At 39.5% G+C, this 25,677-nt stretch carries 28 protein-coding genes and 1 other annotated feature; of the genes, 14 read left to right on the top strand and 14 right to left on the bottom strand.

Annotated elements, in window-relative coordinates; all coding sequences use genetic code 11:
- Positions 1-246: 246 nt before the first annotated feature.
- Entirely contained in the window at positions 247-1,434 is a 1,188-nt protein-coding gene (locus KHA99_RS03240) for a TIGR04053 family radical SAM/SPASM domain-containing protein (protein ID WP_249366410.1), read from the top strand.
- A 43-nt stretch (positions 1,435-1,477) separates the two neighbouring features.
- Here the strand turns inward: KHA99_RS03240 and KHA99_RS03245 are convergent, their stop codons facing one another.
- Genes KHA99_RS03245 through KHA99_RS03255 form a run of 3 tightly spaced genes read right to left on the bottom strand, consistent with a single transcriptional unit; the run spans position 1,478 to position 5,007 of the window.
- Positions 1,478-2,578 carry a Ger(x)C family spore germination protein gene (locus KHA99_RS03245; RefSeq protein ID WP_213115984.1) on the bottom strand — a complete coding sequence of 367 codons (1,101 nt, stop codon included), beginning with the start codon at positions 2,576-2,578 and terminating at the stop codon, positions 1,478-1,480.
- Positions 2,575-3,651, bottom strand: a complete 1,077-nt coding sequence (locus tag KHA99_RS03250; RefSeq protein ID WP_213115985.1) for an SLC5/6 family protein — start codon at positions 3,649-3,651, stop codon at positions 2,575-2,577. The genes KHA99_RS03245 and KHA99_RS03250 overlap by 4 nt, the downstream gene beginning before the upstream one ends.
- A 21-nt stretch (positions 3,652-3,672) precedes the next feature.
- The gene (locus tag KHA99_RS03255) at positions 3,673-5,007 is read right to left on the bottom strand and encodes a spore germination protein (RefSeq protein ID WP_213115986.1); all 1,335 of its coding nucleotides are present in this window, start codon (positions 5,005-5,007) and stop codon (positions 3,673-3,675) included.
- A gap of 169 nt (positions 5,008-5,176) precedes the next feature.
- Here KHA99_RS03255 and corA point away from each other — a divergent pair, with 169 nt between their 5' ends.
- A complete protein-coding gene (gene corA / locus KHA99_RS03260; protein ID WP_213115987.1) occupies positions 5,177-6,127 on the top strand; it encodes a magnesium/cobalt transporter CorA in 951 nt (316 codons plus the stop codon).
- 58 nt (positions 6,128-6,185) lie between these two features.
- Here the strand turns inward: corA and KHA99_RS03265 are convergent, their stop codons facing one another.
- A complete protein-coding gene (locus tag KHA99_RS03265) occupies positions 6,186-6,893 on the bottom strand; it encodes a DUF421 domain-containing protein (RefSeq protein WP_249366411.1) in 708 nt (235 codons plus the stop codon).
- 151 nt (positions 6,894-7,044) lie between these two features.
- On the opposite strand from KHA99_RS03265, the gene KHA99_RS03270 reads away from it, so the two are divergent.
- From KHA99_RS03270 to KHA99_RS03300, 7 genes are all read left to right on the top strand, one after another.
- Entirely contained in the window at positions 7,045-8,094 is a 1,050-nt protein-coding gene (locus tag KHA99_RS03270; RefSeq protein ID WP_307851971.1) for a M42 family metallopeptidase, read from the top strand.
- An 838-nt stretch (positions 8,095-8,932) separates the two neighbouring features.
- On the top strand, positions 8,933-9,082 hold the full coding sequence (dltX, locus tag KHA99_RS03275) for a teichoic acid D-Ala incorporation-associated protein DltX (RefSeq protein ID WP_213115989.1): 150 nt from the start codon (positions 8,933-8,935) through the stop codon (positions 9,080-9,082).
- Positions 9,083-9,097: 15 nt separating this feature from the next.
- On the top strand, positions 9,098-10,615 hold the full coding sequence (gene dltA / locus KHA99_RS03280; protein ID WP_213115990.1) for a D-alanine--poly(phosphoribitol) ligase subunit DltA: 1,518 nt from the start codon (positions 9,098-9,100) through the stop codon (positions 10,613-10,615).
- Positions 10,612-11,778 carry a D-alanyl-lipoteichoic acid biosynthesis protein DltB gene (dltB, locus tag KHA99_RS03285; protein ID WP_213115991.1) on the top strand — a complete coding sequence of 389 codons (1,167 nt, stop codon included), beginning with the start codon at positions 10,612-10,614 and terminating at the stop codon, positions 11,776-11,778. The genes dltA and dltB overlap by 4 nt, the downstream gene beginning before the upstream one ends.
- Positions 11,779-11,783: 5 nt before the next feature.
- A complete protein-coding gene (dltC, locus tag KHA99_RS03290; protein WP_213115992.1) occupies positions 11,784-12,020 on the top strand; it encodes a D-alanine--poly(phosphoribitol) ligase subunit DltC in 237 nt (78 codons plus the stop codon).
- Positions 12,017-13,213 (top strand): D-alanyl-lipoteichoic acid biosynthesis protein DltD, encoded by a 1,197-nt coding sequence (gene dltD, locus KHA99_RS03295; RefSeq protein ID WP_213115993.1) that lies wholly within the window; start codon positions 12,017-12,019, stop codon positions 13,211-13,213. Before dltC ends, dltD begins: the two co-directional genes overlap by 4 nt.
- A 73-nt stretch (positions 13,214-13,286) precedes the next feature.
- The gene (locus KHA99_RS03300) at positions 13,287-13,496 is read left to right on the top strand and encodes a twin-arginine translocase TatA/TatE family subunit (RefSeq protein WP_213115994.1); all 210 of its coding nucleotides are present in this window, start codon (positions 13,287-13,289) and stop codon (positions 13,494-13,496) included.
- 69 nt (positions 13,497-13,565) lie between these two features.
- On the opposite strand, the gene KHA99_RS31140 is transcribed toward KHA99_RS03300, so the two are convergent.
- Both KHA99_RS31140 and KHA99_RS03305 read right to left on the bottom strand, forming a co-directional pair.
- Entirely contained in the window at positions 13,566-13,691 is a 126-nt protein-coding gene (locus KHA99_RS31140) for a hypothetical protein (RefSeq protein ID WP_261363765.1), read from the bottom strand.
- Between the two features lie 138 nt (positions 13,692-13,829).
- Entirely contained in the window at positions 13,830-14,390 is a 561-nt protein-coding gene (locus tag KHA99_RS03305) for a hypothetical protein (protein ID WP_213115995.1), read from the bottom strand.
- 283 nt (positions 14,391-14,673) lie between these two features.
- Between KHA99_RS03305 and KHA99_RS03310 the strand changes: the two genes are divergently transcribed.
- Positions 14,674-15,897: an NAD(P)/FAD-dependent oxidoreductase gene (locus tag KHA99_RS03310; protein ID WP_213115996.1), complete on the top strand. Its 1,224-nt coding sequence runs from the start codon at positions 14,674-14,676 to the stop codon at positions 15,895-15,897.
- Here the strand turns inward: KHA99_RS03310 and KHA99_RS03315 are convergent.
- The 5 genes from KHA99_RS03315 to KHA99_RS03335 form a co-directional block, all read right to left on the bottom strand.
- Positions 15,887-16,027 (bottom strand): hypothetical protein, encoded by a 141-nt coding sequence (locus KHA99_RS03315; protein WP_213115997.1) that lies wholly within the window; start codon positions 16,025-16,027, stop codon positions 15,887-15,889. The two genes, KHA99_RS03310 and KHA99_RS03315, sit on opposite strands and share 11 nt — an antisense overlap.
- Complete coding sequence (locus KHA99_RS03320; RefSeq protein WP_213115998.1) at positions 16,018-16,386, bottom strand: VOC family protein; 369 nt, start codon at positions 16,384-16,386, stop codon at positions 16,018-16,020. Before KHA99_RS03320 ends, KHA99_RS03315 begins: the two co-directional genes overlap by 10 nt.
- A gap of 72 nt (positions 16,387-16,458) precedes the next feature.
- On the bottom strand, positions 16,459-17,439 hold the full coding sequence (locus KHA99_RS03325) for an ABC transporter permease (RefSeq protein WP_213115999.1): 981 nt from the start codon (positions 17,437-17,439) through the stop codon (positions 16,459-16,461).
- Positions 17,432-18,346, bottom strand: coding sequence for an ABC transporter ATP-binding protein (locus tag KHA99_RS03330; protein WP_213116000.1), 915 nt, complete (start codon positions 18,344-18,346; stop codon positions 17,432-17,434). The genes KHA99_RS03325 and KHA99_RS03330 overlap by 8 nt, the downstream gene beginning before the upstream one ends.
- Before the next feature lie 12 nt (positions 18,347-18,358).
- Complete coding sequence (locus KHA99_RS03335; RefSeq protein ID WP_213116001.1) at positions 18,359-19,135, bottom strand: SGNH/GDSL hydrolase family protein; 777 nt, start codon at positions 19,133-19,135, stop codon at positions 18,359-18,361.
- A gap of 216 nt (positions 19,136-19,351) precedes the next feature.
- On the opposite strand from KHA99_RS03335, the gene KHA99_RS03340 reads away from it, so the two are divergent.
- Positions 19,352-20,200: a DegV family protein gene (locus KHA99_RS03340; protein WP_213116002.1), complete on the top strand. Its 849-nt coding sequence runs from the start codon at positions 19,352-19,354 to the stop codon at positions 20,198-20,200.
- A 154-nt stretch (positions 20,201-20,354) separates the two neighbouring features.
- Here KHA99_RS03340 and hmpA read toward each other — a convergent pair whose 3' ends face one another.
- On the bottom strand, positions 20,355-21,620 hold the full coding sequence (gene hmpA, locus KHA99_RS03345) for an NO-inducible flavohemoprotein (RefSeq protein ID WP_213116003.1): 1,266 nt from the start codon (positions 21,618-21,620) through the stop codon (positions 20,355-20,357).
- A 222-nt stretch (positions 21,621-21,842) separates the two neighbouring features.
- On the opposite strand from hmpA, the gene KHA99_RS03350 reads away from it, so the two are divergent.
- Positions 21,843-22,439 (top strand): YdcF family protein, encoded by a 597-nt coding sequence (locus KHA99_RS03350; protein WP_213116887.1) that lies wholly within the window; start codon positions 21,843-21,845, stop codon positions 22,437-22,439.
- A 19-nt stretch (positions 22,440-22,458) separates the two neighbouring features.
- On the opposite strand, the gene KHA99_RS03355 is transcribed toward KHA99_RS03350, so the two are convergent.
- Together KHA99_RS03355 and proS are read right to left on the bottom strand one after the other, a co-directional pair.
- Positions 22,459-22,920, bottom strand: coding sequence for a GNAT family N-acetyltransferase (locus KHA99_RS03355; protein WP_249366413.1), 462 nt, complete (start codon positions 22,918-22,920; stop codon positions 22,459-22,461).
- Positions 22,921-23,290: 370 nt separating this feature from the next.
- Positions 23,291-24,721 (bottom strand): proline--tRNA ligase, encoded by a 1,431-nt coding sequence (gene proS, locus KHA99_RS03360; protein WP_213116004.1) that lies wholly within the window; start codon positions 24,719-24,721, stop codon positions 23,291-23,293.
- A gap of 94 nt (positions 24,722-24,815) precedes the next feature.
- Positions 24,816-25,031 (bottom strand) — a binding site (T-box leader).
- Between the two features lie 170 nt (positions 25,032-25,201).
- On the opposite strand from proS, the gene KHA99_RS03365 reads away from it, so the two are divergent.
- Both KHA99_RS03365 and KHA99_RS03370 read left to right on the top strand, forming a co-directional pair.
- Entirely contained in the window at positions 25,202-25,339 is a 138-nt protein-coding gene (locus tag KHA99_RS03365) for a hypothetical protein (RefSeq protein WP_213116005.1), read from the top strand.
- Positions 25,340-25,441: 102 nt separating this feature from the next.
- Positions 25,442-25,642: a hypothetical protein gene (locus KHA99_RS03370; RefSeq protein WP_213116006.1), complete on the top strand. Its 201-nt coding sequence runs from the start codon at positions 25,442-25,444 to the stop codon at positions 25,640-25,642.
- Positions 25,643-25,677 lie beyond the last annotated feature (35 nt).

The raw sequence follows: 25,677 nt of genomic DNA on the forward strand, positions 1-25,677 counted from the left end.
CAGGCCTAATATAACAAATAATAAATACTCTAAATCACATTCAATCCTTGATTTTATTACATTTTTTCTATTCTCATATAATTACTTGTGACATCAATGTAACAAAATTGTAATAGTTAAAAGACATTACTAGTAATGTAGAAATATTGTAACAAAACACCCATGCACTAGAAGACAACAATTTTATAATGAACCTATAGAACATTTTCAAGGTTACAAAAATATCTATGAAACATGGTGATGAAAATGCAAGGATTTAGTAAGGGACATCTTCAAGGGATGGAGCAAGGTCACCCACATGGTGGAGGAAAAACAATCGATTATGATCAAAACCCATTTATCGTCATTTGGGAGGTTACCAGGGCCTGCCAACTAAAATGTGTACATTGCCGGGCAGATGCACAGCTAACACCAGACCCGCGGGAGCTGACTCACGAAGAAGGAATCAATCTCATTGATCAAATCTATGAAATGGACAACCCGATGCTTGTGTTCACCGGTGGGGATTGTATGATGAGAGAAGATTTGTTTGAGCTGGCTGACTATGCTATCAAAAAAGGCATGCGCGTTTCGATGACACCGAGTGCAACACCAAATGTCACCATCGAGAAAATGAAGCGCGCCAAAGAAGTCGGCCTTTCGCGCTGGGGCTTCAGCCTTGATGGGCCGACCCCGGAAATTCATGACCATTTTAGGGGCACTCCTGGTTCCTTTGAATTAACTATTGAGAAAATAAAATACTTAAATGAATTACATATGCCGCTGCAAATTAACACGGTTATCTCACGATATAATTACGACCATCTAGAGCGAATGGCCGAGCTTGTCGGAGAACTTGGTGCTGTCATGTGGTATATCTTCCTGCTTGTTCCTACAGGAAGAGGACAACTGGATGCCTGCATTTCACCTGTTGAGCATGAGAAGGTTTTCCGTTGGCTTTATGAATTGAGCAAAACAGCGCCATATGATATCAAAACAACGGCTGCCCAGCATTATCGCCGCGTTGTCCTCCAGCAGAAAACACGTGATCATTTGATTGACAAAGGGGAAATTCGCTACGAGGATTCGATTACAACCGATTTCGCCTCGATGCATGACGGGCTGAAGCGGGCGCCAAAAGGCGTCAACGACGGTAATGGGTTTGCATTCGTTTCTCATATTGGCGATGTGATGCCAAGCGGACTGCTGCCGATTGTCGGCGGGAATGTTCGCGAAGAGCCATTGGCAAAGATTTATCGTGAGGCAAAAGTATTTAAAGAGCTGCGCCAGCCTGACAATTATAAAGGAAAATGTGGCATATGCGAATACAATAAAATCTGCGGCGGTTCCCGCTCAAGAACATATGCCGTTACTGGAAATTATTTAGAAAGTGAGCCATTCTGTGTTTATATCCCGCAAGCGATGCGAAATAAGGAAACTGCACCAGTTGTTTGAAGCAATTTTAAAAGGGCCTTCCTTAGAAGGAAAGGCCTTTTCTTCATTCTATTAATCCTGTATCCGTAATTTTAACCTTCGTATCTACCTTAAAGACTATCTTTGGATAAATCTTCTGCCATTCTTCCCAATCATTTTCATTAAAATGGCGGGATCGGTAGCGCAGTCCAAAGCCAATCGGGTCAATGCCCGACTTCTGGATTTTTACTAAAACGTTTTTTACAAATTTGTTTGTTTCCTTTTCTACCTCCTTTTCATATTTGGCTAATCTGGTATTGGGAATTTTTCTACTGGTCTCCTCCACTATCCCTTTTATTTTTATATCAAATTTTATATATGGCGGTTTCCCTTTTGGCGTATAAATTTTATACTTCGACCTTATTTTCTGCGTATCTATAAAAAACCTGGTTTTGCCCTTTCTTGCCCATATCGCCGATTTTTGCTCCTTATTCAATAGGAAGTTAAGGGCTTTTGTTTCCTCAGGATTAAGGGTGAGTTTCATATGATTTTTATTAAAGAGACTGGTGGTTTTAATTTCAAATAATTCCTTTTTAGCTTCCACAATCGGCAGCATCGGGTCCAACCCCCGTTCAATCAGCCTCATTTTAAAATCAAACAGGAAATCGGGCAGAATATACGGTGTTTCCGAGCCGTCTTTCCCCATGGCAAGAAATAAGGAATTGGACGGAATTTGTTCTGATTTCGGTTTGACCTTTAGCACATCAAGCGCAGTTGGTTTAGCAACAACCACCCAGGCAATCAATTGAATATCTCTTCTTCTTGCCAGCCAATAGTATATCCCCGCGTTACCCTTTTGTTTTGCCAACTCCTCACCAATCAAAATCATCTTGGCGTGACTAAAATCGATTTCCTTATCCACTTTTGTTTTAATAATGCGAACAGCATCCGACATCGAGTCAGCTTGTTCCGATACAATCGTGAATTCGTTTGGCTGTTGTTTTGACCCGCTAGGTACGGCAAGTTTTAGGTGGACATCATATTTTTTTGAACTGTTCTTGGCAAGATCGACCCCAATGCTGACGACAAACAGGCGCTTATCGATATCCTTGAAACCGCACCCGGTCAAAAGTAAAGAACCGATGACAATGATAGCTGCAACAGACCAATTTACAGCGCTTTTCATGCTAACTGCCTCCTTGCCCATAAGCTAAAAGAAATCACAATGACTACTTCAACTCCTAATCGGGCAATCATCCAATAGACCGTAATCTGATTTAAAAGGATTGTTTCAAGGAACATGACCGCAATTACTGCGCACCCAGAATAGGCTGAAAGGACAATCCATTTCATCTTTTTGTTTTCCTTTTTCCTGAACGTCCCCTTAAATAATTCAAATGCGCTATGCCAATGTATCGAGATACTCATAAGTGTGATACTCATATAAAACAATAAAAATATAAAAATGACTCGCTCTATCGGACTGTAAACGAGGCGCAGGGAATCTGACGTCGAAATCCAAGGGTATAGATATTCCTGGGCACCGTCGGATCCATGAAACCCAATTGGAATAAAAAAGGTAGTAAACAAATTGAAAATACCCATAAAGAAGATAATGACAAAGTTCCAAACTTTAAGTTTTTCTTTAATTACTCGATTAAAAATAACAAGATTGGCATAACCGCTAAAAACGTAAGAAGCTGCAGCAATGGCTTTAAGGCTTGGCCGATCGAACAGATGAGTGCCAACCTCAAGAATTGAATCCCAGCTAATATAATCACTGGTGAAGGCTTTAAAAACGATGAAACCGATTAACGGTGTATTCATAAACAGGACAATTTCTAAAATATACATAACCCTTTCGGTAGGAAGCTGAATAATAAATATAATAGCGATTAAATAAATCGACAGCAGTAATAATCTTGGCATTTCCGGGTTGATAAAACGGGTTAAGACATCAATAAAACCAACCAGTGTTATGAGCCCAGCAGAAAATACGGCGAGCTGAATGCTGCCAAAATGGAGAATTGTTAACCACCTGTGCTTAAAAAATTTATCAGCGATTTCAGGGAGGCCTTGCCCTGGGAATTTCGTGATTGCCTTACTATATAGGCAGGCAAGGGTAAAACCAATCGGAATGGCAATCAACATTCCCATTACCGCCCCTTCATACCGGTATTCGATTAAGATTTTCGGTACAAAAATGATTACGTTAATTAACATATTGGTTAATATTAAATAGAAAAAATATCGGTTCAATCCCCTCCCCCCTATACTAAGTTATTTTTTATTTGGCTTCGTTTGAATTAATGTAAGAAATGGCTGGCCAAAACTGTCAAGCTTAACCATGTACGCAATAAACAACAAAAACCCGATACCCACACCGACCAGCCCGAACACAGTGGCGAGTCCCAAAACGATATATTTCACAATTCTTACTGAAAAACTGAAGGCGTTAATAGGGACAACAAAGTTGGAAATGGCTACAGTCGATACAATAATAATCATAATATTACTCACTAGCCCTGCCTCTGTTGCTGCCTGTCCCAAAATTAAACCGCCTACGGTTGTCGCTGTCGGCCCAATTGCCTTTGGCAGCCGTATGCTGGCCTCTGTCAACATTTCCATCATAAACAGCATCAGCAATACTTCGACAAATGAAGGATACGGAACAAGATTTCGACTCCCAGCAATCGATAAGGCCAATTGCACCCGATATATCTCCGGGTTATAACTAGTTGTCGCCACATACAGCCCCGGTAAAACTATGCTGACAAACAGGCCGATATAACGCAATGTTTGCAGGAATCTCCCAACCCAATAGGTTTGATAAATATCAGCCATTGAAGCCATAAAATCCTTCATTGAAGTCGGCAATACAACTGCAAATGGCGAACCGTGGATTAATAAAATTATTTTTCCTGTTGACAAGTTTATGGCGACCCGGTCCGGTCTTTCTGTCACAAGCATGACCGGAAACAGGGAACGATTACTTTTTTTGATGCTGTCAAGCAGCTGTTCTCCTGTTTGAAACATATTAATTTTGACATTCGCCAAAAATTCTTTGATGCGTCCTAATGTGTCCATATCAGCAAATCTAGTGTCATAAAGAAGCATCACCTTGGTTTTGGAAATGGCTCCCACTTGTGAGGATTCAACTTTCAGTGTTGCTTCTGGATAACGATGCCGGATCAGTCCCAGATTTGTCGGCAAGCTTTCGCTAAACCCTGATTGCGGTCCTTGAATCGTCGTTTCTACCGTGGTATCTTGAACGGCATTATTACGGTCAACCTTGCAGTCAAATAAAAAAATATAGTCTTGATAAAAAAGGACTGCCTCTCCCCTAAGCAGGCTTTCGACCGTTTGTGCTTCGGTTTTGAACGTTGATATTTTGGGATGAGATTGAAGATAATCCAGAAATAACTCAGCGCCTTGAATTTCAAAAAAAGGTTTAAGAACATATTTGCCTAAAACCTGTTCATCACTTATTGATTTTATATAATAGGTTTCAAGATATTTTTCTTTCGTGAAGTTTTCTTTAAATACTACATCTTCCGCTTTTTGAATTTTGTTCATTATGCTTTTTTTGATGGATTCCACTTTAGTAGTCGGCATATGTCTCCCTCTTTAACAACTGCTTTGTACGTTACTGTCCCACATTGACTGGTATTTTATTCTAAAAAGAGAGGGTATTTATGGTGGGATACTTTATGGTTTTTCGTTATCTTTAGTGGTATGATCGTAGTAGTTTTTTAAACATTTGTGCGTTTTTTAAGGAGTCATTATGATTAGAACCGTTGCTATTAAAAACAATAAGGAAATCGTTAAAGACGTGGATATCATTCACTTGGTGAAAGGGAATTATAAGTGGTACTGGATTGATTTTAATCAGCCGACTGAAGAGGAAATTGAATTCCTAAGGGAGCCCCTATCCTTCCATCCACTAGCAATTGAAGATTGTATTCATCATTTACAAAGGCCGAAACTCGATTATTACGAAAACTATACCTTTTTTGTTACTCAATCCTTAAATCAGGAGACTATTTCAAAAGAAGAGGTGAATTTCTTTCTTAGTGAGAACTATGTTGTTACGTTTCATCAAAGTCCCTCAATGGAAATAAACGAGGTCTGGAACCGGCTAATTCAATCTCCACACATTCAAAAATGGGACCCCTCCCATGTGCTTTACAATATTATCGATAAAATGGTCGACAATTATTTCCCGCCCGTTTATAAGATTGAAGACCGCTTAAGTGAGATTGATGAGAATTCAACAGGAAGATCGATGGAGGTTTTGCTGGAGGATTTGTTTGATACTCGGCATCAGCTTCTATCGTTACGACATACGATTACACCGATGCGCGACCTAATCTATCGAATGTTAAATTCGCAGCGGATGACGGAAATGCAAGGGAAAATGGTTTACTTTTCCGATATTCATGACCATTTGTTGAAACTAACGGAAATGATTGAAGCAAACAGGGAATTAACGACGGATATCCGGGACAGCTATATATCCATCAACTCCCACCAGACAAATCACGTTATGAAGGTCTTGACTGTCATCACAACCATTTTCATGCCGCTGACTTTTATTGCCGGCCTCTATGGAATGAACTTTCATTATATGCCAGAGCTTAATTGGAAATATGGTTATTTTGCTGTCCTTTTTCTGATGTTCCTAGTCGGGCTTTGGATGTTCTTATGGTTTAAGAAAAAAGGATGGTTTAAGTAAATAAAGGGGTGTCCTTAATCTTTTGGGACACCCTCTTTAAATCTCCATATGATATCATTTAATTATCTTCTCCCGGATTGTAATAGTAAGGATCCCCCTTATGTTCCTTTATTACATCATTATCAATAAATAACTTCCCATTTTCTAAATAAGTGGCTAATATGATGTTCTCCACTTTTTCACCTGTTTTTTCTACCTCGTTCATCAGCCAGCCTTGTTCTAATTGGAGATATTTTAGATTATGATAAATAATTTGGCCGTCCATGATTAGTGGTATTGGGACATACTCCTTCTTCACCTTTAAATTTAAATCATTCGGCTGAATTGGCCGGTAATCTGATTTGGGTATCACACTGATGCTGCCTGTTTCCTCCATTACAGCAAGATCAATATTTTGCGTATCCGTATACCCTTGCACCCTTAAATGCGATAATAATTCATTCATCGGCATCCGAACCTTCTTCAGCCCTTTCCGATCAATATCACCATTGCGGATTAACACGGTAGGACTTTCATAGATGATCCATCTTAATTTATTATTTAGCGATAAACGGATTAAAATTTTATATAAAATAACTAAAATGGCTCCATAAATTAATGCTTTCCCTAAATCATTTACCTCGACGGGAGTACTGATAATATTGGTTAGGACAAAGATATACAGTAAATCAAAAGTATGCATTTGAGATACAGCTTTTTTCCCTGTCACCCTCAAATACAAATAGCCTGCAAGAAAAACAATAAATGTACGGTAGATTAATTCCAATTTATCTCTCTCCTAACAATAGTAAACATACTATTTAGCTCGATGTTAGTATTAGATTTTTTTTTGCATCTAAACCAGAAGCATTTTTATTAACATGGAAATTTAGATGTATAATAAAAAGGATCGCTATTTTAGAGAGGAGGACTTAATTGTGGCATATCCAAACACCGAAAATACGATGGAGCTTTTAACAGAGTTAGTCTCCATTCCAAGCCCATCCGGCAACACGAATGAAGTGATTACCTTTGTTGAAAAATTCTTTGCTGAACTGCAGGTTGAAACGAAGAGAAATCGTAAAGGCGGCCTTATTGCAACATTGGAAGGCAAAGACAAAGGCCAGCACAGGATGCTGACCGCGCATGTGGATACACTCGGTGCCATGGTAAAGGAAATAAAATCTAATGGCAGACTGAAAATTGACCTGATTGGCGGATTTAAGTACAACTCGATCGAAGGTGAATACTGCCAAATTGAAACATCGAGCGGCAAGAAATTCACTGGGACCATCCTGATGCATCAAACATCCGTCCACGTTTACAAAGATGCCGGAAAAGCGGAACGGAATCAGGAGAATATGGAAATTCGAATTGATGAGAAAGTACATACAGCAGAAGAAGTCCGCGCGCTTGGAATTGAAGTAGGAGATTTTGTTTCCTTTGACCCGCGCGTTGAGGTGACACCGAGCGGATATATCAAGTCTCGCCACTTGGATGATAAAGCGAGCGTGGCTGTTCTCCTGCAATTAATTAAACAAATTAAAACGGAGAACATCCTTCTACCTTACACAACGCATTTCCTAATTTCGAATAATGAGGAAATTGGCTATGGCGGCAATTCCAATATTACACCGGAAACGGTGGAATATTTAGCGGTGGATATGGGAGCAATGGGAGACGGACAGTTAACCGATGAATACACGGTATCCATATGTGTGAAGGATTCCAGCGGCCCATATCATTACGGCTTACGTAAACATTTGGTGCAGCTTGCAGAAGCTAACAATGTTGGATATAAGCTTGATATTTATCCGCACTATGGGTCAGATGCCTCCGCTGCCATCCGTTCCGGACACGATATTGTCCATGGATTAATCGGCCCCGGAATTGATTCATCACACGCGTTTGAACGGACCCACAAATCGTCACTAGAAAATACAGCCAAGCTCTTGTATCATTACGTTCAATCTGAGCTAATTTTATAAAACATTCTTAATTAAAAAGACCATTTGGACGGATTGTCGAGAAAGAATTTTTTTCTCGGCAATTTTTTATTTTGAACAGAATTTTTATTAATTGATTATCTCTGCTATAGGGCCTGTTGATTTCCGCTCCGGGCACTCGCTTTCCGCGGGGAGGTCCTGGAGCCTCCTCGGCGCTTAAAGCGCCTGCGGGGTCTCCAGTGACCTCTCTATCCCGCAGGAGTCGAGTGCCCTCCGCTCCAATCAACAGGGGTGCAAATCAATCTAAATTATCGCCACACACTTTTTCCAACCTTGCTAAAGACATTTTACCCCTTTTCAAAGATTGTTTTGTCATTAATAACCCAATTTTTTACAATCCAAAGACATTTCCACTTCTTTCTTGGACTGTTTTGTCTTTAGTCCTTATTAAAGACATTTTAACCATTTTCAAAGGTCGATTTGTCTTTGAAGGACATTTCCTTCTTAGATTCCTTCGATTTTATCTTTTATTAGGGTCATGCATTGTGAGTTGAAGGTCTTTATTAAATACACCTGTTGATTGGAGCGAAAGGCGCGAAGACTCCTGCGGGAGTACGGGGCAGGGGAGACCCCGCAGGCGCTTTAGCGCCGAGGAGGCTCTCCGGCACGCCCGCGGAAAGCGAAGCGCCTGGAGCGCAAATCAACAGACTTTTCAACAGCCTGTCCCCCCCAATTCCTTTTGAGTTTCTTAATAAAATTTAATAATTTATTAAGTTTTTATTTATTGAGGCAGGACTAAAAGCTATTTATGATTAGTTAGTAGATTAAAAAAATGGTTCATTTTAACTACATCAAAACAACAATATTGGAGGATTCACCAATGATTGCTAGGTTAAAAGTTTTCTTTGCCAATCAAAAGATAAAATGGTTTGGCAGATTTTTTTATTACTTGCTTATCCTCCTTTTATTATTCTTTATGTATGGCTTCAACGACGCAAGCGCAGGTGCTTATATTTATAACGATTTTTAACGGGAGGCATCCAAGATGAAAATGTTATCAACCATTCAGAGCTTTGCAATTTCAAATCCAAATACATTGGCATATATCTCTCCCACTGAAGAAATCACTTATGGTGAGTTATGGAGACAATCTGAACAAGTAGGAGCATATCTTCTTAACGAAATGAATGAAAGAAAAACTCCTGTAATTGTTTACGGCCATATGGATGCTTCCATGATTAGTTCTTTTTTGGGCTGCGTAAAAGCGGGATTAGCCTATATCCCTGTTGATACCTCCATTCCAATCGAAAGAATCATGACGATCATCAGCCGTTCCCATGCGGAATTGGTTATCAATACAACTGGGTTGGACCTTGATTTTGACAATCTTCCTGTCACGACTGTAAATTTTGAAAAAATCATGGCCGAACAGGTAACAACTACCCCTATTCATGTTGAAAATTGGGTTGACGGTGATGAAAACTATTACATTATTTATACATCGGGCAGTACGGGCAATCCAAAAGGTGTGCAGATTTCCGCCAATAACCTGCAAAGCTTTGTCGATTGGATTTTGAATGACTTTCCAATCACAAGAAATCAGCGGTTTTTAAATCAGGCTCCCTACTCTTTTGATCTTTCCGTAATGGACCTATATCCAGCGCTTGCAAGCGGAGGGACTATTTTCGCGATTACAAAAGAGATGATTGCCAAGCCAAAGCTGCTATTCGAAGCATTAGCAAAATCAAAAACAGAGGTCTGGACCTCAACTCCATCTTTCGTGCAAATGTGCTTAATGGATCCATCCTTTAACCTAGAGCTTTTACCGGAACTGCGGATATTCTTATTTTGCGGTGAGATCTTGCCGTCAACGATTTGTCAGCAGTTAATGGAACGATTCCCTAAAGCTAGGATTTATAACACCTACGGGCCTACGGAAGCAACGGTTGCGGTCACTTCAGTTGAGGTAACTGCAGAATTGCTTGAAGCAAATCCTAATCTGCCAATCGGAAAACCTAAAGCAGATACCAAGATTTTCATTGTCGATGAAAACGGCACCCTTGTCTCACCGGGAGAAAAAGGTGAGATGATTATTATCGGTCCAAGTGTAAGTAAAGGCTATCTTGAAGAAAAAGAGCTGACTGAAAAAGCATTTCTTCAAATCGATGATAAACAGGCCTATCGAACAGGTGACGCTGCCTTTATCGACGAAAAAGGTTTTATTTTCTACAAAGGCAGAATGGATTTTCAAATCAAACTGCACGGCTACCGGATGGAATTGGAGGAGATTGAACATCATATTGCCAATTCCAAATATGTTAAATCCGCAGCGGTAGTGCCTATATACAACAATGACAAAATAGAGTATTTACTGGCAGCCATCATCCCTACTTCTCATGAGTTTGAAAAGGAATTTCAGTTGACCAATGCTATCAAAAAAGAGCTCAGTGAGATATTGCCCGTCTATATGATTCCGAGAAAGTTCTCTTATTTTGAAGAACTGCCGATGACAGCTAACGGAAAAATGGATCGCAAAAAATTTAAGGAATTGGTATTGCAATGACACCATATGGTTCTTTTACATTCTTTATCATCCTTGCTGTACTTTTAACGCCAACTGCTGTTATGGGACTTATGGGAAAAAGATTTCACACCTACAATATGGTTATAACGGTTGTTGCCCTAGGCTTAATCTTTGCTTCATCCCTTAAGCAGGCTGCGGCCTTAAGTCTATTTACCGTTTGGCAGTTAGTAATAATACAGTCATATATTTCTTACCGAAAAAAGAGCAATAGTAATGGCGTCTTTTATGGGGCCGTGATTCTATCGATTTTACCGCTTGTTCTTTCCAAGCTGCTGCCCTATTTTTCGGAGGTTAATTTCATCGGTTTCCTAGGAATTTCTTATCTAACTTTTAAGGGCACACAATTAGTGATGGAAACAAGGGACGGACTGATCAAGAAAAACCCTCCCCTTTCTCGTCTGCTCTATTTTATCTTGTTTTTCCCGACTATTTCATCAGGCCCGATTGACCGCTATCGCCGTTTTGAAAAAGATATGGACCTTGAAATACAGGGTGAACAATATAAATTGTTGCTCTATGAAGGAATCAATAAAATTTTTCGTGGTTTCCTATATAAATACATTATCGGATACTCTATTAATCACTATTTTATAGCCAATTTGAGATTTATTGCTCACAGTCATCTTGAGAATCATCTTTATTATATGTATGCTTACAGCCTTTACCTATTTTTTGATTTTGCCGGTTATAGTGCGTTTGCAGTTGGTGTCAGCTATATTATGGGGATTAAATCACCGGAAAACTTTAATAAGCCTTTTCTCAGCAGGAACATTAAAGATTTCTGGAACCGCTGGCATATGAGCCTTTCTTTTTGGTTTAGGGACTATGTCTATATGAGATTTGTCTTTTGGATGACTAAGAAGAAATGGACAAAAAACAGAAACCTGCTCTCAAACCTTGGTTACATTCTGCTGTTTTTATTAATGGGAGTCTGGCACGGCCTTGAGATGCAATATATCATTTATGGAATTTACCACGCTGTATTAATGGTTGCCTATAATTCTTTTGAGCAGTTGAATAAAAAGCATAAATGGTGGCCGCAAAATAAATGGACCAATGTCATCTCAATTGTGATTACCTTCCATTTCATTTGCTTTGGTTTTTATATTTTCTCTGGACAATTATTTCATAAAGGAGCTTGATTAAGATGGAATTCAAAAATGAAGTGATTTCTTTGTTGGCAGAAATTTGTCAGGACGATATTGTGAAGGAAAATCCGGATATTGATTTATTTGATGCCGGTTTATTAGATTCATTTGGAACAGTCGAACTGCTTGTTCAAGCCGAGGAACGTTTCGGTATTACTGTTCCGATTACAGAATTTGATCGTGAAACATGGAATACACCGAATCAAATTGCCATTCAGCTGGCTGATTTAAAATGAAAAAAGCCTTATTTTCTCCCATCCTCATAGCCTTTCTTGGATTGGTTATGATCATTGGGATACCCAATAATTGGATTATCAGTATGATTCCCAAAAACAGGGTCGCACAATCTGCAACAGAGTTAAACCCATTTATGTTTCAAGGTAAGTATGTTCAAGATAAGATGCTTGAAGATCCTCGTTATTTACCTATTTATGGGTCTTCTGAGCTTGCAAGGCTTGACCGTTTCCACCCGAATAATTATTTTCAAGAAACCGGTGCAGATTTTACCCCTTTTCTTGTTGGCCGGGGAGGAATGGAATCATTAATCCATTTTTTAAATTTTTCCGAGCATGCCCATCAGCTAAAAGGCAAGAAGTTAGTTTTTGTTCTGTCCCCACAATGGTTTCAGCCTGAAGGTACAGACGAAACTCATTTTGTTCCAAACTATTCCTCTTTACAGGGATATGATTTAGCCTTTAACAAAAATATCAATCCAGAGCTTAAGAAAAAGGCTATGAAACGTCTTTTACAGTTCTCTCCTGTACAAAACGATCCGATTCTTTCTACTATGTACCGGGCGGAATTGACAAAAGATCCGTGGATAAAACGGGAAAGTTACCTGGTGCGTCCGATTGCGTTCACATATCGGGAATTATTGGAGAAGAAAGACCTTTATTATACGTTAGCGGGTGGGTTTTCAAGCAAACGGGACATTAGTCCTTCGGTTAAAAATAAATCATGGACTGAATTAGCGGAACAGGCAGACCGATATGGTGAGAAAAGAGCAACGAATAATGCCTTCTATATTAGTAACTATCAGTATAATAAAATTCGAAAATTATTGCCTTCATTAAAAAACTCAAAAACAGGTGCTTCTTATGGCAAATCACCTGAATACGATGATTTTGAACTTGTTCTTGATCTTTTAAAGGATTCAGGGGCAGAACCATTATTTATATCTGTTCCGGTCAATGGTAAATGGTATGACTATACTGATTTCCCTCAAGAAGGTCGAACCGCCTACTACGATCGTATTAAGAAGCAAATTGAGGCGAACGACTTTCGGGTTGCCGATTTCTCCAATCATGAATACGACCCCTACTTTATGAAGGATACTATTCATATTGGCTGGAAAGGCTGGGTTTATGTTGATAAAGCTATTAAAGATTTCTATGATGGACATGAAAATACTTCAGTAGCCTTGGAATAGACAGTGCTAGAATAATGGCGGATAAATCTGTATAATATACCTGAACAAATAATCATCGCTAGGAGATGAAGGAATGTTTTCCAACATTGGAGTACCCGGATTAATTTTGATCTTAATTGTTGCGTTAGTTATTTTTGGTCCAAATAAACTGCCGGAAATTGGCCGTGCCTTTGGTAAGTCCATCCGTGAATTTAAAAATGCCACCAGCGGAATTGCTGATGATATTAAGGCAGAAATACATGAAGACATTAAAGAGGCGAAAAAAGTCGACATTACAAAATAATCCAAAAAACAAGGCTGTCTCAAAACACAAGGGCTTGACCCGTGGTGAGTCAGCCCTTTTTTCTAGTCATTATCTTCTTGATTTTTCTGCCAGTCCCTGGAGTTGATTCATGAGTTTTTTACGGGACTTGTCATTCCGCATTAAATACGCAGCCCCTAATGCTACGGTTGTCATCATTAATTTTTTTCGATCCATACCCATACCTCCCTTTCATGTCTCCCTTTTAAAATTCCCCTTTGACAAGCTTTTAATAATGTAATTTTTATATTGGTATAAAAACTCAATAGAAAAAGCCAACTAAAAAAATTGGCTTTTTTCTTTAAGATTATTTTTTTATTCACCGAGTTTTTCTTTTAGCTTCGCATTGTGGTCCTTAAATTGTAATAATAGTTGATTAAGGGTTTCTGCTGCCTTTTTCGAATCGTTCTTCTCTACCGCAATCCTAAGGTCATGAAATGTTTTCCATTTCATCATATCTTTTTCACCATGAGCCTTTTTGATAAATTCTTCTTTGGTAATTTTCCCTTCATCAAATTGTTTCTTAAGCTCAGTCATTTTTTGCATTTTCTCTTTCTTCCATTGCTCCCGTTTTCCGGCATTTTCCGGACCCATCCATTTGGTGCGAAGAGCATTTCTCTCCTTTAGCACAGCCTCCCATTCTTTTTTCTTATCTGGAGTATACTTCTCTACCCATGATAAAAGCTGCTTCTGCCGTTCTGCCATTTTAGCCTGCCAGTCACGATGCATCCCATGTTCATGCTTAGTCTCTTCCGATTCGCAGTCACATGGCTTTTCAAGCTGTTTCCCAGTGGTGTCAGGCACCATATTCGCCTTCCCAAAGCCAGGTACCGCCAAGAACAGTCCCAATATTAAACAAGCTATTTTGCTTTTCATAAAAATCTCCTTTCAAAATCTTTTATATTTTTTCGAAACCAACAAATGTATTTTGGCACGAATTTATAATGCCCAATTAACGAAAAAAAATTTACCAATTTGACAAAATTTTAGTGATTATTAACTTGTACTCTTTAACAAAATATCGTAATCTATATACATAAATTGTTTGTGAATATTTTCACATGTGAACAGAAATTAATAAATGAGTTTTGCCTTATTTTTTAAAAGTTATATGTGAAATATTTCACAATATAGACATTTTACTTGGAGCTGATGACATATGACGAAGCCAAAAATTCTAATTCTCGGTGCCGGATACGGGGGCATTATTACAAGCAAACGACTTGAGAAGTTGTTAAAAGACGGGGAAGCAGACGTAACCCTGATTAATAAACACGATTATCATTACATAACCACACAGCTCCACAAAATTGGAGTTGGTACGGCAGCAGATAGACAATTTGCCATTTCCATTCCAGATTTAATAGACTCAACCAAAACCCGATTTATTAAAGGTGCAGTATCCTCTGTCGATATCCATAACCAGCTAGTTCACCTAGAAGGCGGGGATACCATCGAATACGACTATTTAGTGACAGCATTAGGCTTTGAAGTAGAAACATTTGGAATTCCAGGCAGTAAAGAAAATGCCTTTGCAATCCGCAGCTTTAGAAGCTCAAAAGCAATTTATCATCATATCACAAAGCAGTTGAACCTCTATAAAGAGGATCAAGACCCTTCTCGGTTAACCTTCGTGGTTGCTGGTGGAGGATTTACCGGGATTGAGATGCTAGGAGAATTAGCTGAGGGACTGCCAAAACTTTGCAGTCAGCACAATATTCCATTTGAAAAGGTAAAAATTGTTGCCGTGGAAGCTGCTGAATCTGTTATTCCCTTCTTTCCAAAACAATCAATAAAGTATACAACTGAAACATTAGATAAATTTGATGTTGAATTAATTACTTCCAAGAAGATATTGGAATGCACTCCGGAAAAAATATTGTTAGAAACCAATTTGGAAATTCCTGCTCGAACCATCATATGGTCCTGTGGGGTAAAAGCAAATTCCATTGTCGAAAAATTTGGATTGCCGCTTGAAAAAGGAAAAATCCCTATTGATTCGTATCTTAGGGTAAAAAATATGACTAATGTCTTCAGTGTTGGGGATTGCTCGCTGTTCATGAAGGATGAAAAAAGCTCTTTGCCTCCTACTGCGCAAGTTGCCCTCCAGCAAGCACCTGTTTGTGCACAGAACATTGTGTCCACAATCCGAGGCAATGAATTGAAGGTGTTTGAATATCATCATAAAGGGACAGTTGCTTCCATTGGCAATTTTGCTGCAGTCGGCTTAGTCAGTCGCTTCCGCCTTTCCGGTTTATTTGGAGCCTTCATGAAACAAGTGATTGAAGCTCGATATTTGTTCAATCTTGGCGGACCGGCATTAATCCTAAAACAGCACTTTAGAATCAACCGCGAACCTGTCAAAATCACGGTCAAACAATAGTTTGTGGATTATCGGCGGCCAAGCCACCTTCCCTGCAGCCGTTAAATAGATATATCCCTTTTATAGGCCTTATTTCCCCCATTAAGGCAGACAGCCCGCTAGTAACAAGCGGGCTGTTTTTTAAATCCATTCCAACAACTCAAGGCGGTTTCCGAATGGATCATGCAGGTGGATTCGGTTTGCACCTGGGAGATTGTCGTCTGCAGTATAAGGTATATTGTTTTTACTTAGATGCTCTTTTAAGGAGTCGATGTTTTCCACAACCAGGGCAGGATGGGCTTTTTTAGCAGGGGTAAAGGGCTCCTCTACTCCAATATGAATTTGGAACGTACCAAACTCAAACCAAACGCCGCCGCGTTTCTTTAATTCCTCCGGTTTCTCCACCTCGACTAACCCTAAAACATCTCCAAAAAATTTTCTCGCTTCGTCTTCACAGCCTTTTGGAGCAGCCAGTTGAACATGATCAATTTTTTTGACGACAAAAGTCATATTGAATCCCCCCATTTTCTTCATTTTCACCTACTATTTTATAAAATTTAAAAATTTCTATCAATTTTTAATTTAGTAAACATCTCTCTTGGTAAAGACCATAAACGATACCATTAATGCTGCTGCCCACCACACTAAAAGGGTGAGTAATGAAAACGACAGCGTCATACCTTCGATTGGTGGTGCATTCCCCTTCATATAGTCTGTCAGTCTTAAATTCACCATAAAAAAGAATTTGGCTGATTTCCATGATGAAACCATGTTATTTAAAATCGCCCCAGAAATTAAGGCGGCCAGCATAACCCCCATGCCTGCCGCGGTACTGCGGATTAAAACCGATAACATAAACGACAAGGTGCCAACAACGATGGCCACAAACCAAACGAGCCCAAAATCCATTAATAAAAACTTCCACAGACTTAACAGCCTAACCTCAGATGTATTTAACCCGGTATCGGTAACGCTGAATCCAGTCAGGATTGGAGCACCCCACCCTTTGTATCCGAAGACAAGCCCGGAAATGCCATATGAGAGAATTCCGGCAATAGCAATTATTAATGAAACGGCAAGGCAAAGTGTTATGTATTTGCTCAAGAGGATTTTCCATCGTTTGACGGGTCTGGTTAAGAGCAGTTTGACTGTGCCCAGACTATGCTCAGAGGAAACCAAGTCACTGGCTATAACCATCACCATTAAAGGAATAAACAGGTCAATCGAATTTTCCAGAAAAATCCTCATAAAAGTTGGTGCCCCGGGTTCTGAGGGATTGATATCATGCTCAAGATAATACTGCTGCTGCTGAAGCGAGATTTGTAATTGTTTTTTCCATTCGTCTGAAATCCGGCTGCTCGATAAACGGTTGGTGGTGTCGACAATCTGCTGCTGAAGGATGGTCCGCCAATCACTGGTGCCCAATTTCTCCCGCTGTGTTTGAATCTGCTTATATTGAGCATAAGTAAACAACATGACGAGAACCCCAATGATGATGGCAATTACGATTAAACGTTTCTTGGCGATTAGCTTGAGCATTTCATTTTGAATCAATTTATGCAATTGTCTCACCCCCAGTAAGCTCAAGAAACAAGTCTTCGAGCACAGGAAGCTTTCGATGGAATTCAATCACCGAAACCCCAGCTTCAACAAGCTGTTTATTCCACTCAGGCGTTCTTTGTTCGTCAAACTCTGTTAAAATGGTACCGTCTTCTTTTTCTTCTATTTCTGTCATAGCTGCTAATACTTGTTTTCCTTTGTCAATCGGCGCAAGTCTCCAGACGACTCTTTCACGATTTGATAACAACTTTTCAACTGTATCGATGCGTATGATGGCACCCTTTGAAATAATGGCAACCCGGTCACACAATAACTGAATTTCACTTAATAAATGGCTCGAGACAAGGACACTCAATCCTTCCTGTTCGGCCAAAAAGCGGATAAATTCGCGCATTTCACGAATTCCGGCGGGATCTAGTCCGTTTGTCGGCTCATCTAGAATCAGCACCTTCGGATTTCCCAATAGTGCTTGGGCAATTCCCAGTCGCTGCCTCATACCAAGTGAGTAAGTTTTTACTTTATCATGAATTCTTTCGGTCAAGCCAACAAGCTCCGTCACTTCCTTAATGCGTTCTTCGCCAATCCCTTCAAGCATGCGCGCAAAATGAAGCAGGTTATTATAGCCTGACAAATAAGGGTATAATTCTGGATTTTCGACAATACAGCCCAGACTTTCCATTGCATTTTGAAAATGCTCTCTAATGTTAAAACCACAAATGTGAATGGTTCCCGAGGTTGGTCTAATTAAACCGACAAGCATACGGATCGTCGTTGTTTTGCCGGCGCCATTTGGCCCAAGGAAGCCAAATACCTCTCCTTCCCGCAGATCAAAGCTTAATCCCTTGATAATCTCTCTACGCCCAATTACTTTTTTCAAATCCTTTACGGACAATGTTATTTTTTTCTCCATGGGTTTAACTCCTTACCATGTCATCAATGCAGCAACTCGTTCAGCTATTAACCGATATCCTTTTTGATTCGGATGGAACTTATCCGAATATAAATAATCATTTACCTTCAATTCAAATAAATCGAACGTCGGAACAAATACTATTTTAGGGAATACGGCACTAACTTCAGCACTGTCGTAATTCCATTTTCGAACGACCTTGGACATTTCTTTTCCTTGATTTAATTCAATGAAAGGATTGTACAAACCAACAAAGAACACATTGGCAGTCTGATTGTGCTTTCGGATTTCAGTGAAAATAAAATTCAAATTATCCAGATATTTTTTCTCAATGGCGGTTATATCCTCCGCTTGAAAATCTATTAAACCCTGCCCGCCTCGAAACAAATCGTTGCCGCCGATCGTCACCAGCACAACATCTGCTTTTTGGATTTGTCTTCCGATTTCCTCCTCCTGAATCTGGTTGCGAAGCTGGTCTGATCTTTGGCCATTAATGCCGAGGTTGGTTAACTGAACAGACTTTTTGGTTTTTTCTTTGATTTCGTCAACTAGGACACCTACATAGCCTTTACCCGTCTCATCACCAGTTCCTCGTGTTAAGGAATCTCCAAGAGCCACTACGGTTAATCCCTTTTTTTGATCAGCTTTCTGCTCCGAAACGGATGGCTTTGAGATATTTTCCGATGTACCATCATAGTACTCCCCAACTGCCCAACCGAGTCCAGCCAGCCAGAGGAGACAAAGGAGGGCTGCCACGCCTGTTATCGCCCGAATTGAATTCTTACTCAATATGTTCATCCTTTCTGACCTTCATCTATCTTTAATTTAAACACTAATCGTTTGGGAAGCAAATTTGAGAATATGAATTTTAAGCGAAACTTAAAATATTTATTGACTCTATAATACGATTCTAGTATCTTTTATGTAGTTATGAAAACTACATGATTTGCTATTTTGAAATGTAAGCTGTTACATCTATTGAATTATGCGGAAGGAAGAGGACTTATGAACAAGGCAAAGATCGCATGGATTACCGATACAACATCTTCTCTCTCTAAGGAATTTATTGAGAAAAATGACATACATGTTATCCCGCTGCATGTTGTTATTAACGATGAATTTTATAAGGAAACGATTGATATTACTCAAGAGGAATTTTATGAGCGAATGAAAAATGAGGATGGAAAATTTCAATCTTCCCAGCCGTCCATCAATGATTTCGTAGAGCTCTATAAAAAGTTGAAAGAGGAATATGATTTCGGGATTGCTATCCATGCATCAAGTGTTCTAACCGGTACCTATCAAACTTCCGTTTTAGCCGCTAATATGGCTGGCTTTAAACTTTACGCTATTGATTCTCTTACAGGTTCTTATCCGCTTTCCTTTATTATTAAAAGAGGGATTGAGCTTGTTGAGGAGGGACTTGAGATTGAAGAAGTTGTAAACCATCTAAATGCTTTGCGTGACCATACGCGGCTATTCTTAGTCCCTTCTAATCTCGATCAGCTGCACAAAAGCGGCCGGGTCTCGGGCGGACAAAAAATCCTGGCATCTCTTCTAAATATTAAGCCGATATTGGCCATCGAGGAAGGTACGGCAAAAATTAAAGACAAGGTCCGTTCCGATAAAAAAGCCTTCGCTTGGCTAATGAAGACATTAAAAGAAGATTTGGAAACAAAAAAGGTCCAAAAAGCGGCTATTCTTCATGCGAACGATTCAAAAAAGGCTTCAGAACTGGAGAAATTGCTTAACGAAACCTTCCCAAATGTAAAAACTGAGATTATGATGTTGATAACCGTTGCAGGAGTTCATACTGGGGTAGGGACAATAGGCCTTTCCTGGGTTTGTGAATAAATGAAAACTCGCCGATTGGCGAGTCCGTTAGGACGAAGACAGAGGCGTAGTTGAATTTATGCGTTAGGAAAGTATAAATTTGTGAAAATTTATACTTTCCTATTAGCTAAAAATAAAACCCGAATTCCTTCTTGGAAATTCGGGTTTTTGTTTATTAAACTGTAACTAAATCTTCAGACCGTTCGGCAATGGCTGTATCCTTTTCATTATTTTCTAAACTTCCCATTGGTCCAAAGAATTCAAAGTGGATTCTCTCATAAGTTACCCCAAGTCCTTTTAAAGAGCCATTAATGGCCTTCATGAATGGAACCGGTCCGCAGAAATAGAATTCAGCATCTTCAATTGCTACATTCTCTTCCAACCATTCTCGTGTCACATAACCTTCAACATCGAAACGGTTGTTTTGGCGATCATCTTCAGTTGGGGAATCATAAAAAATGCAGCTATTTACATTGTCAAGCTGTGCCAGTTCTTCAACTTCTTCCCTAAGCGCATGGACATTACCATTTGCAGCCGCATGGACAAATGTTACTTTTCTTTCCGGCTGAAGTTCTACCACGGTTTTTAACATACTCATCATTGGTGTTAAACCTACACCGCCGCTAAGTAAAACGACCGGATTTGTTTTTTCAGTGTCTAACACAAAATCTCCAGCTGGTGCACTTACTTTTAAAATGTCTCCTTCTTTTACTTCATCATGAAGGTAATTAGATACGATTCCATCGGGATTTGGAGTACCCGCTTCGCGTTTCACGCTGATTCGATAGAAATCTTTTCCTGGAGCATCTGAAAGGCTGTATTGACGGATATGGGTAAACTTCTCCCCGTCGATTTCTAGTAGAATACTAATATATTGTCCTGGTTCAAAACCGGCAATTTCCTTCTGATCTTCAGGCTTTAAGTAGAAGGATGTAATGACATCACTTTCAATGACTTTGCGATCAACGATAAAGTTACGGAAACCGCCCCAACCGCCTTTTTGATTCGCTGCTACATCATACATTTCTGCTTCCGCACCAATGAAGGCACCTGCTATTACTTCATAGGCTTGAGCCCAGGCATCGATGATTTCATCAGTTGCTGCATCTCCTAAAACATCCTTGATAGCAAGCAGCAAATGTTTTCCGACAATCGGATAATGCTCAGGTTTGATGCCGAGGCTTCTATGCTTGTGGGCAATTTGTTTGACAACAGGAATAATGGCTTCAAGATTGTCAATATACATTGCCGCAGCATAAACCGTTCCGGCAAGAGCTTTTTGCTGTCTTCCCTGTTTTTGGTTGGCATGATTGAAAATGTTCAATAATTCAGGATGGTTCCCGAACATAAGCTGATAAAAGCGTGTCGTAATTTTTTCACCGTGTTGTTCTAAAACTGGAACTGTTGATTTAATAATCTCGATGGTTTTTTGGTCTAACATCTTTATCACTCCTCATTGTGTTTCCACTATATATGTAGTGAATTTTATATCCATAGTGAATTATATGATAGAAATCACTGAGAATAAGTGATGCAAATCACATATTGTTATTTTTTAATAATTCAGACTATGACTATAGTCGCAAATTTTTCCAGAAGATTCATTTATAATGTAAAATAATGATTATTGGTAAATTATTGAGGTGCGAAATCAATGAAAAGGATTCGAAAAAAAGTAGTTTTATTGTTTTGGGTAATATTTGCGGTGGGGATCATTTATGCAGCCTTTTTACAATATAAGATATCCTTAAATTATGGTGTAGTTCCTGCTAATAATGCAGATTACCTAGTTGTTCTTGGCGCGAGAGTGAAAGGCACCGAACCATCGTTAACATTAGCTAGCCGAATAGATGCAGCTGCCGTATATTTAAAGAAAAACACGAGCACGATAGCCATTGCTTCAGGCGGGCAAGGTCCCGGAGAGGATATATCTGAAGCTGAATGTATTAAAAGAGAACTGCAGAAACTTGGGATTAACGAATCTCGGATTGTTTTAGAAGCTAAATCAACTGATACATATGAAAATATACATTTTTCAAAAAAGCTCATTCCTATATCTGCTAAAGATGGTGTTGTGGTAACGAATGACTTTCATCTCTATCGTGCCTTGTCACTTGCCGCTGACGCCGACCTTAAGGTACAAGGGCTTCCAGCGGGAACACCGTTGATTGCTGTCCCAAAATCATATATTCATGAATATTTGGCGATTACAAAATATTATTTAGTTACGTCCCTAGCTAATTTAAAAACTCGACTTTAGGTCGAGTTTTTTTGTTACTTTATTTTATTTTTGCAAAAACACATGTATCTCTTGGTTCATTTCCAACAACAGAAATACTATCATTTTTTAAAATGCCTTCCAGTTCAAATCCCAAACGTTCTGGAATGGCCCGGCTTTTCACATTTTTAGAACCGCAGCGGATTTCTACCCGCTTGGCTTTCAATTCCTGAAAAGCATAATTGGTAATACCCTCAACCGCTTCCGTTATGTAGCCCTTTCCGCTATGCCGTGTATCAATCCAGTAGCCAATTTCAAATTTGGGAACATCCCAGTTGATTCTATGCAATCCGGAAGATGCAATAAATTCACCGGTTTCTTTATGAAATATATGCAATCTTAGATCTTCTCTAGTGAGAAACTTCGCATTCGCTTCACGCATGTTGGCCTCTACCTCTTCTGGCGTTTGATCGCGGTGGGCCCAAGGCATCCACGGCTTCAGATCGGTCAAAGAAGCCTGCATTGCCTCATAAACCGATTTTCAGTCACCCGGCATCGGCTTACGAATAACTAATCTTTCTGTGTAAAATTCTTCTGGGAAATCTATTAAGATAGGTTTCAATTTTGTGCACCTCCTATTATGTTAAGTTCGATATAAAATGTAAAATTCCTTTTTGCCCGGTTAAGTGACACTGCAAATTTGGCGATTCGCTGTTATATTTGAAAATCCGCTGATATCTTATAGAGATTCGCTGATAAATTTATGAATTCGCTGATAAAATTAAAAATCCGCTGATATCCTCCCTAATGTCATCGAGAGACTGGTTAAAAGGCAGCAAAACTGCATAAAGAAGGGCTCCTCCCATCGAAAGAGCCCCTCAAAAAGGTAATTTTTAATATGCTTTTGCCCAGTAAACCATCTGATCTGCGTCTTTCCCGCAGCAAACGCATTTATCAGATACTTTTTCCTGTTCAAATGGGATACAACGTGATGTAGCGCCAGTATCTTCTTTGATTTTTTCTTCGCAGGCTAACTCGCCGCACCACATTGCTTTGATAAAGCCTGGCTTTGCTTCCAAGGATTCCTTTAATTCAGCAAGTGTAGTGGCAACCGATGTTCTTTCTTCACGATGCTTCAACGCTTTGTTGTACAGGTTCGACTGAATCTCCTCAAGCAGCGCTACAAGCTTCTCTTCTAATTGATCCATTGAAACGACGATTTTTTCCAAAGTGTCCCGGCGTACCAAAACTACCTGCTTGTTTTCGATATCCTTTGGACCAACTTCCAAGCGGACCGGAATACCTTTCATTTCATACTCATTGAACTTCCAGCCTGGCTTTTTGTCGCTGGCATCGATATCGACGCGTGCCACTTTGCCAAGTGAATTTTTCAATTCATACGCAAAATCAAGCACGCCTTCTTTATGCTGGGCGATTGGGACAATCATCACTTGAGTTGGTGCTGCTTTTGGCGGAATCACCAAACCGCGGTCGTCGCCGTGAACCATAATTAAGGCACCGATAACACGAGTTGTAAAGCCCCATGATGTTTGATGAACATATTGAAGCTTTCCTTCTTTGTCAGTGTATTGGATGCCAAATGCTTCAGCAAAACCTGTGCCAAAGTGATGGGAAGTTCCTGACTGAAGCGCTTTTCCATCATGCATCAAGCTTTCAACAGTGAAGGTGGCTTTTGCACCGGCAAACTTTTCTTTTTCAGTTTTTTGCCCTTTTACAACTGGAATAGCTAGGATCCCTTCAAGAACCTCAGCATAGACATTCAACATTTTGATCGTTTCTTCCATTGCATCTTCATCTGTTGCATGGGCTGTGTGGCCCTCCTGCCATAAGAACTCCAATGTTCTTAAGAATGGGCGGGTTGTTTTCTCCCACCGGACAACGTTAGCCCATTGGTTATATAGTTTTGGTAAATCACGATAAGAATGGATGATATTTTTATAATGCTCGCAGAATAAAACCTCTGAAGTTGGGCGGACCACCAGTCTTTCAGCAAGTTCTTCAGAACCCCCGTGTGTTACCCAAGCAACTTCAGGAGCAAACCCTTCTACGTGGTCCTTCTCCTTCTGCAGCAGGCTTTCAGGAATAAATAATGGCATATACACATTTTCATGCCCGGTTTCTTTAATGCGGCGGTCCAGTTCATTTTTGATATTATCCCACAGGGCGAATCCGTATGGGCGGATAATCATTGAACCGCGGACGCTTGAATAATCGATTAAATCTGCTTTTGTAACAACATCTGTATACCACTGCGCGAAGTCCTCATCCATCGCAGTAATATCTTTTACAAATTCCTTAGCCATTTTGACACCTCATCATTTTCTGAAAAATATTTCCCGCTCCAGCGTCTGTTTTAGACGCATTTAGCTTTTTGCATATAAAAAGGCCCTGATCCTAAAAAGGGACCAAGGCCTGGCGGTACCACCCTAAATTCATAAAGCAAATGCTTTAAACTCTTTGCATGATAACGGATTTGATCCGCATGTATCTTCAATTCATCCGATACAGAACTCGGAGGCAGGTTCAAATGACCGTCTTAAGAAACCTCGCACCAATGGTTTCCTCTCTTGGTAAGACCTTTTTCATTTTACTAATCCCCGTCATTGTTTCAATCTATATTTTTGAAAAAATTATATATTTCCCTTAGCTAAAAGTCAATTCCTTTATAGGAATATTTTTCATTAGTATTAACCATTATTGCCTTTTTAAAATTTTTAATACCACTTTAATCGACGTTCCGAATCGGTTAAAATGCTATTAATAGCTAAATTGGGGTGATTTGCATGAAAAAGGAAAAAAAAGATGAACTTGAGCTCGATGAGGAAGAAAAAGAAACATTGCTTGAATACATGAGAATGCAAAATGAAGCCCTGAAACGTATTTTTAAAAATGCCGTTGAAAAAGAAAAAAATGAAGGATAATCCCTCAATTTGTTTCATAAACCTCTTTGTTAAAATCTAGCATTATTTCCCCCGCCCTGAATATGATTAATAGAGAAATGATAGATTTTAGGGGGCATGCGAGTGGTAAAGAAAGAGCCGGAAATAAAAAGTGGTCCTAGTACAACAAACAATAAAAGTGATATTAAGGTGAATAACCAATTCAGTTTAACAATTAACTTTGGCGATTCATTAAATGTGCTGGCATTGATAGCCGGTATATATCTAATCAAAAGAATCACGAAAAAGAAAAAACTACAAAAGCATATGGAGCAATGGCCTTGATTGTTATAAAATCAAGGTCTTTTTTTGCTGATTGT

Origin of the sequence: Neobacillus rhizophilus (assembly GCF_018343535.1) — a bacterium.
GTDB lineage: Bacteria > Bacillota > Bacilli > Bacillales > Cytobacillaceae > Neobacillus > Neobacillus rhizophilus.

What these genes read in the sequence shown, in the direction of transcription:
- KHA99_RS03300 (WP_213115994.1), top strand. Translation starts at nt 13,287, where the DNA reads ATGTTTTCCAACATTGGAGTACCCGGATTAATTTTGATCTTAATTGTT.
- corA (WP_213115987.1), top strand. Translation starts at nt 5,177, where the DNA reads ATGATTAGAACCGTTGCTATTAAAAACAATAAGGAAATCGTTAAAGAC.
- dltX (WP_213115989.1), top strand. Translation starts at nt 8,933, where the DNA reads ATGATTGCTAGGTTAAAAGTTTTCTTTGCCAATCAAAAGATAAAATGG.
- KHA99_RS03315 (WP_213115997.1), bottom strand. Translation starts at nt 16,027, where the DNA reads ATGGATTTAAAAAACAGCCCGCTTGTTACTAGCGGGCTGTCTGCCTTA.
- KHA99_RS03310 (WP_213115996.1), top strand. Translation starts at nt 14,674, where the DNA reads ATGACGAAGCCAAAAATTCTAATTCTCGGTGCCGGATACGGGGGCATT.
- KHA99_RS03240 (WP_249366410.1), top strand. Translation starts at nt 247, where the DNA reads ATGCAAGGATTTAGTAAGGGACATCTTCAAGGGATGGAGCAAGGTCAC.
- dltC (WP_213115992.1), top strand. Translation starts at nt 11,784, where the DNA reads ATGGAATTCAAAAATGAAGTGATTTCTTTGTTGGCAGAAATTTGTCAG.
- KHA99_RS03255 (WP_213115986.1), bottom strand. Translation starts at nt 5,007, where the DNA reads ATGCCGACTACTAAAGTGGAATCCATCAAAAAAAGCATAATGAACAAA.
- KHA99_RS03245 (WP_213115984.1), bottom strand. Translation starts at nt 2,578, where the DNA reads ATGAAAAGCGCTGTAAATTGGTCTGTTGCAGCTATCATTGTCATCGGT.
- KHA99_RS03330 (WP_213116000.1), bottom strand. Translation starts at nt 18,346, where the DNA reads ATGGAGAAAAAAATAACATTGTCCGTAAAGGATTTGAAAAAAGTAATT.
- KHA99_RS03320 (WP_213115998.1), bottom strand. Translation starts at nt 16,386, where the DNA reads ATGACTTTTGTCGTCAAAAAAATTGATCATGTTCAACTGGCTGCTCCA.
- KHA99_RS31140 (WP_261363765.1), bottom strand. Translation starts at nt 13,691, where the DNA reads ATGGATCGAAAAAAATTAATGATGACAACCGTAGCATTAGGGGCTGCG.
- KHA99_RS03340 (WP_213116002.1), top strand. Translation starts at nt 19,352, where the DNA reads ATGAACAAGGCAAAGATCGCATGGATTACCGATACAACATCTTCTCTC.
- dltB (WP_213115991.1), top strand. Translation starts at nt 10,612, where the DNA reads ATGACACCATATGGTTCTTTTACATTCTTTATCATCCTTGCTGTACTT.
- dltD (WP_213115993.1), top strand. Translation starts at nt 12,017, where the DNA reads ATGAAAAAAGCCTTATTTTCTCCCATCCTCATAGCCTTTCTTGGATTG.
- KHA99_RS03305 (WP_213115995.1), bottom strand. Translation starts at nt 14,390, where the DNA reads ATGAAAAGCAAAATAGCTTGTTTAATATTGGGACTGTTCTTGGCGGTA.
- hmpA (WP_213116003.1), bottom strand. Translation starts at nt 21,620, where the DNA reads ATGTTAGACCAAAAAACCATCGAGATTATTAAATCAACAGTTCCAGTT.
- proS (WP_213116004.1), bottom strand. Translation starts at nt 24,721, where the DNA reads ATGGCTAAGGAATTTGTAAAAGATATTACTGCGATGGATGAGGACTTC.
- dltA (WP_213115990.1), top strand. Translation starts at nt 9,098, where the DNA reads ATGAAAATGTTATCAACCATTCAGAGCTTTGCAATTTCAAATCCAAAT.
- KHA99_RS03355 (WP_249366413.1), bottom strand. Translation starts at nt 22,920, where the DNA reads ATGCAGGCTTCTTTGACCGATCTGAAGCCGTGGATGCCTTGGGCCCAC.
- KHA99_RS03365 (WP_213116005.1), top strand. Translation starts at nt 25,202, where the DNA reads ATGAAAAAGGAAAAAAAAGATGAACTTGAGCTCGATGAGGAAGAAAAA.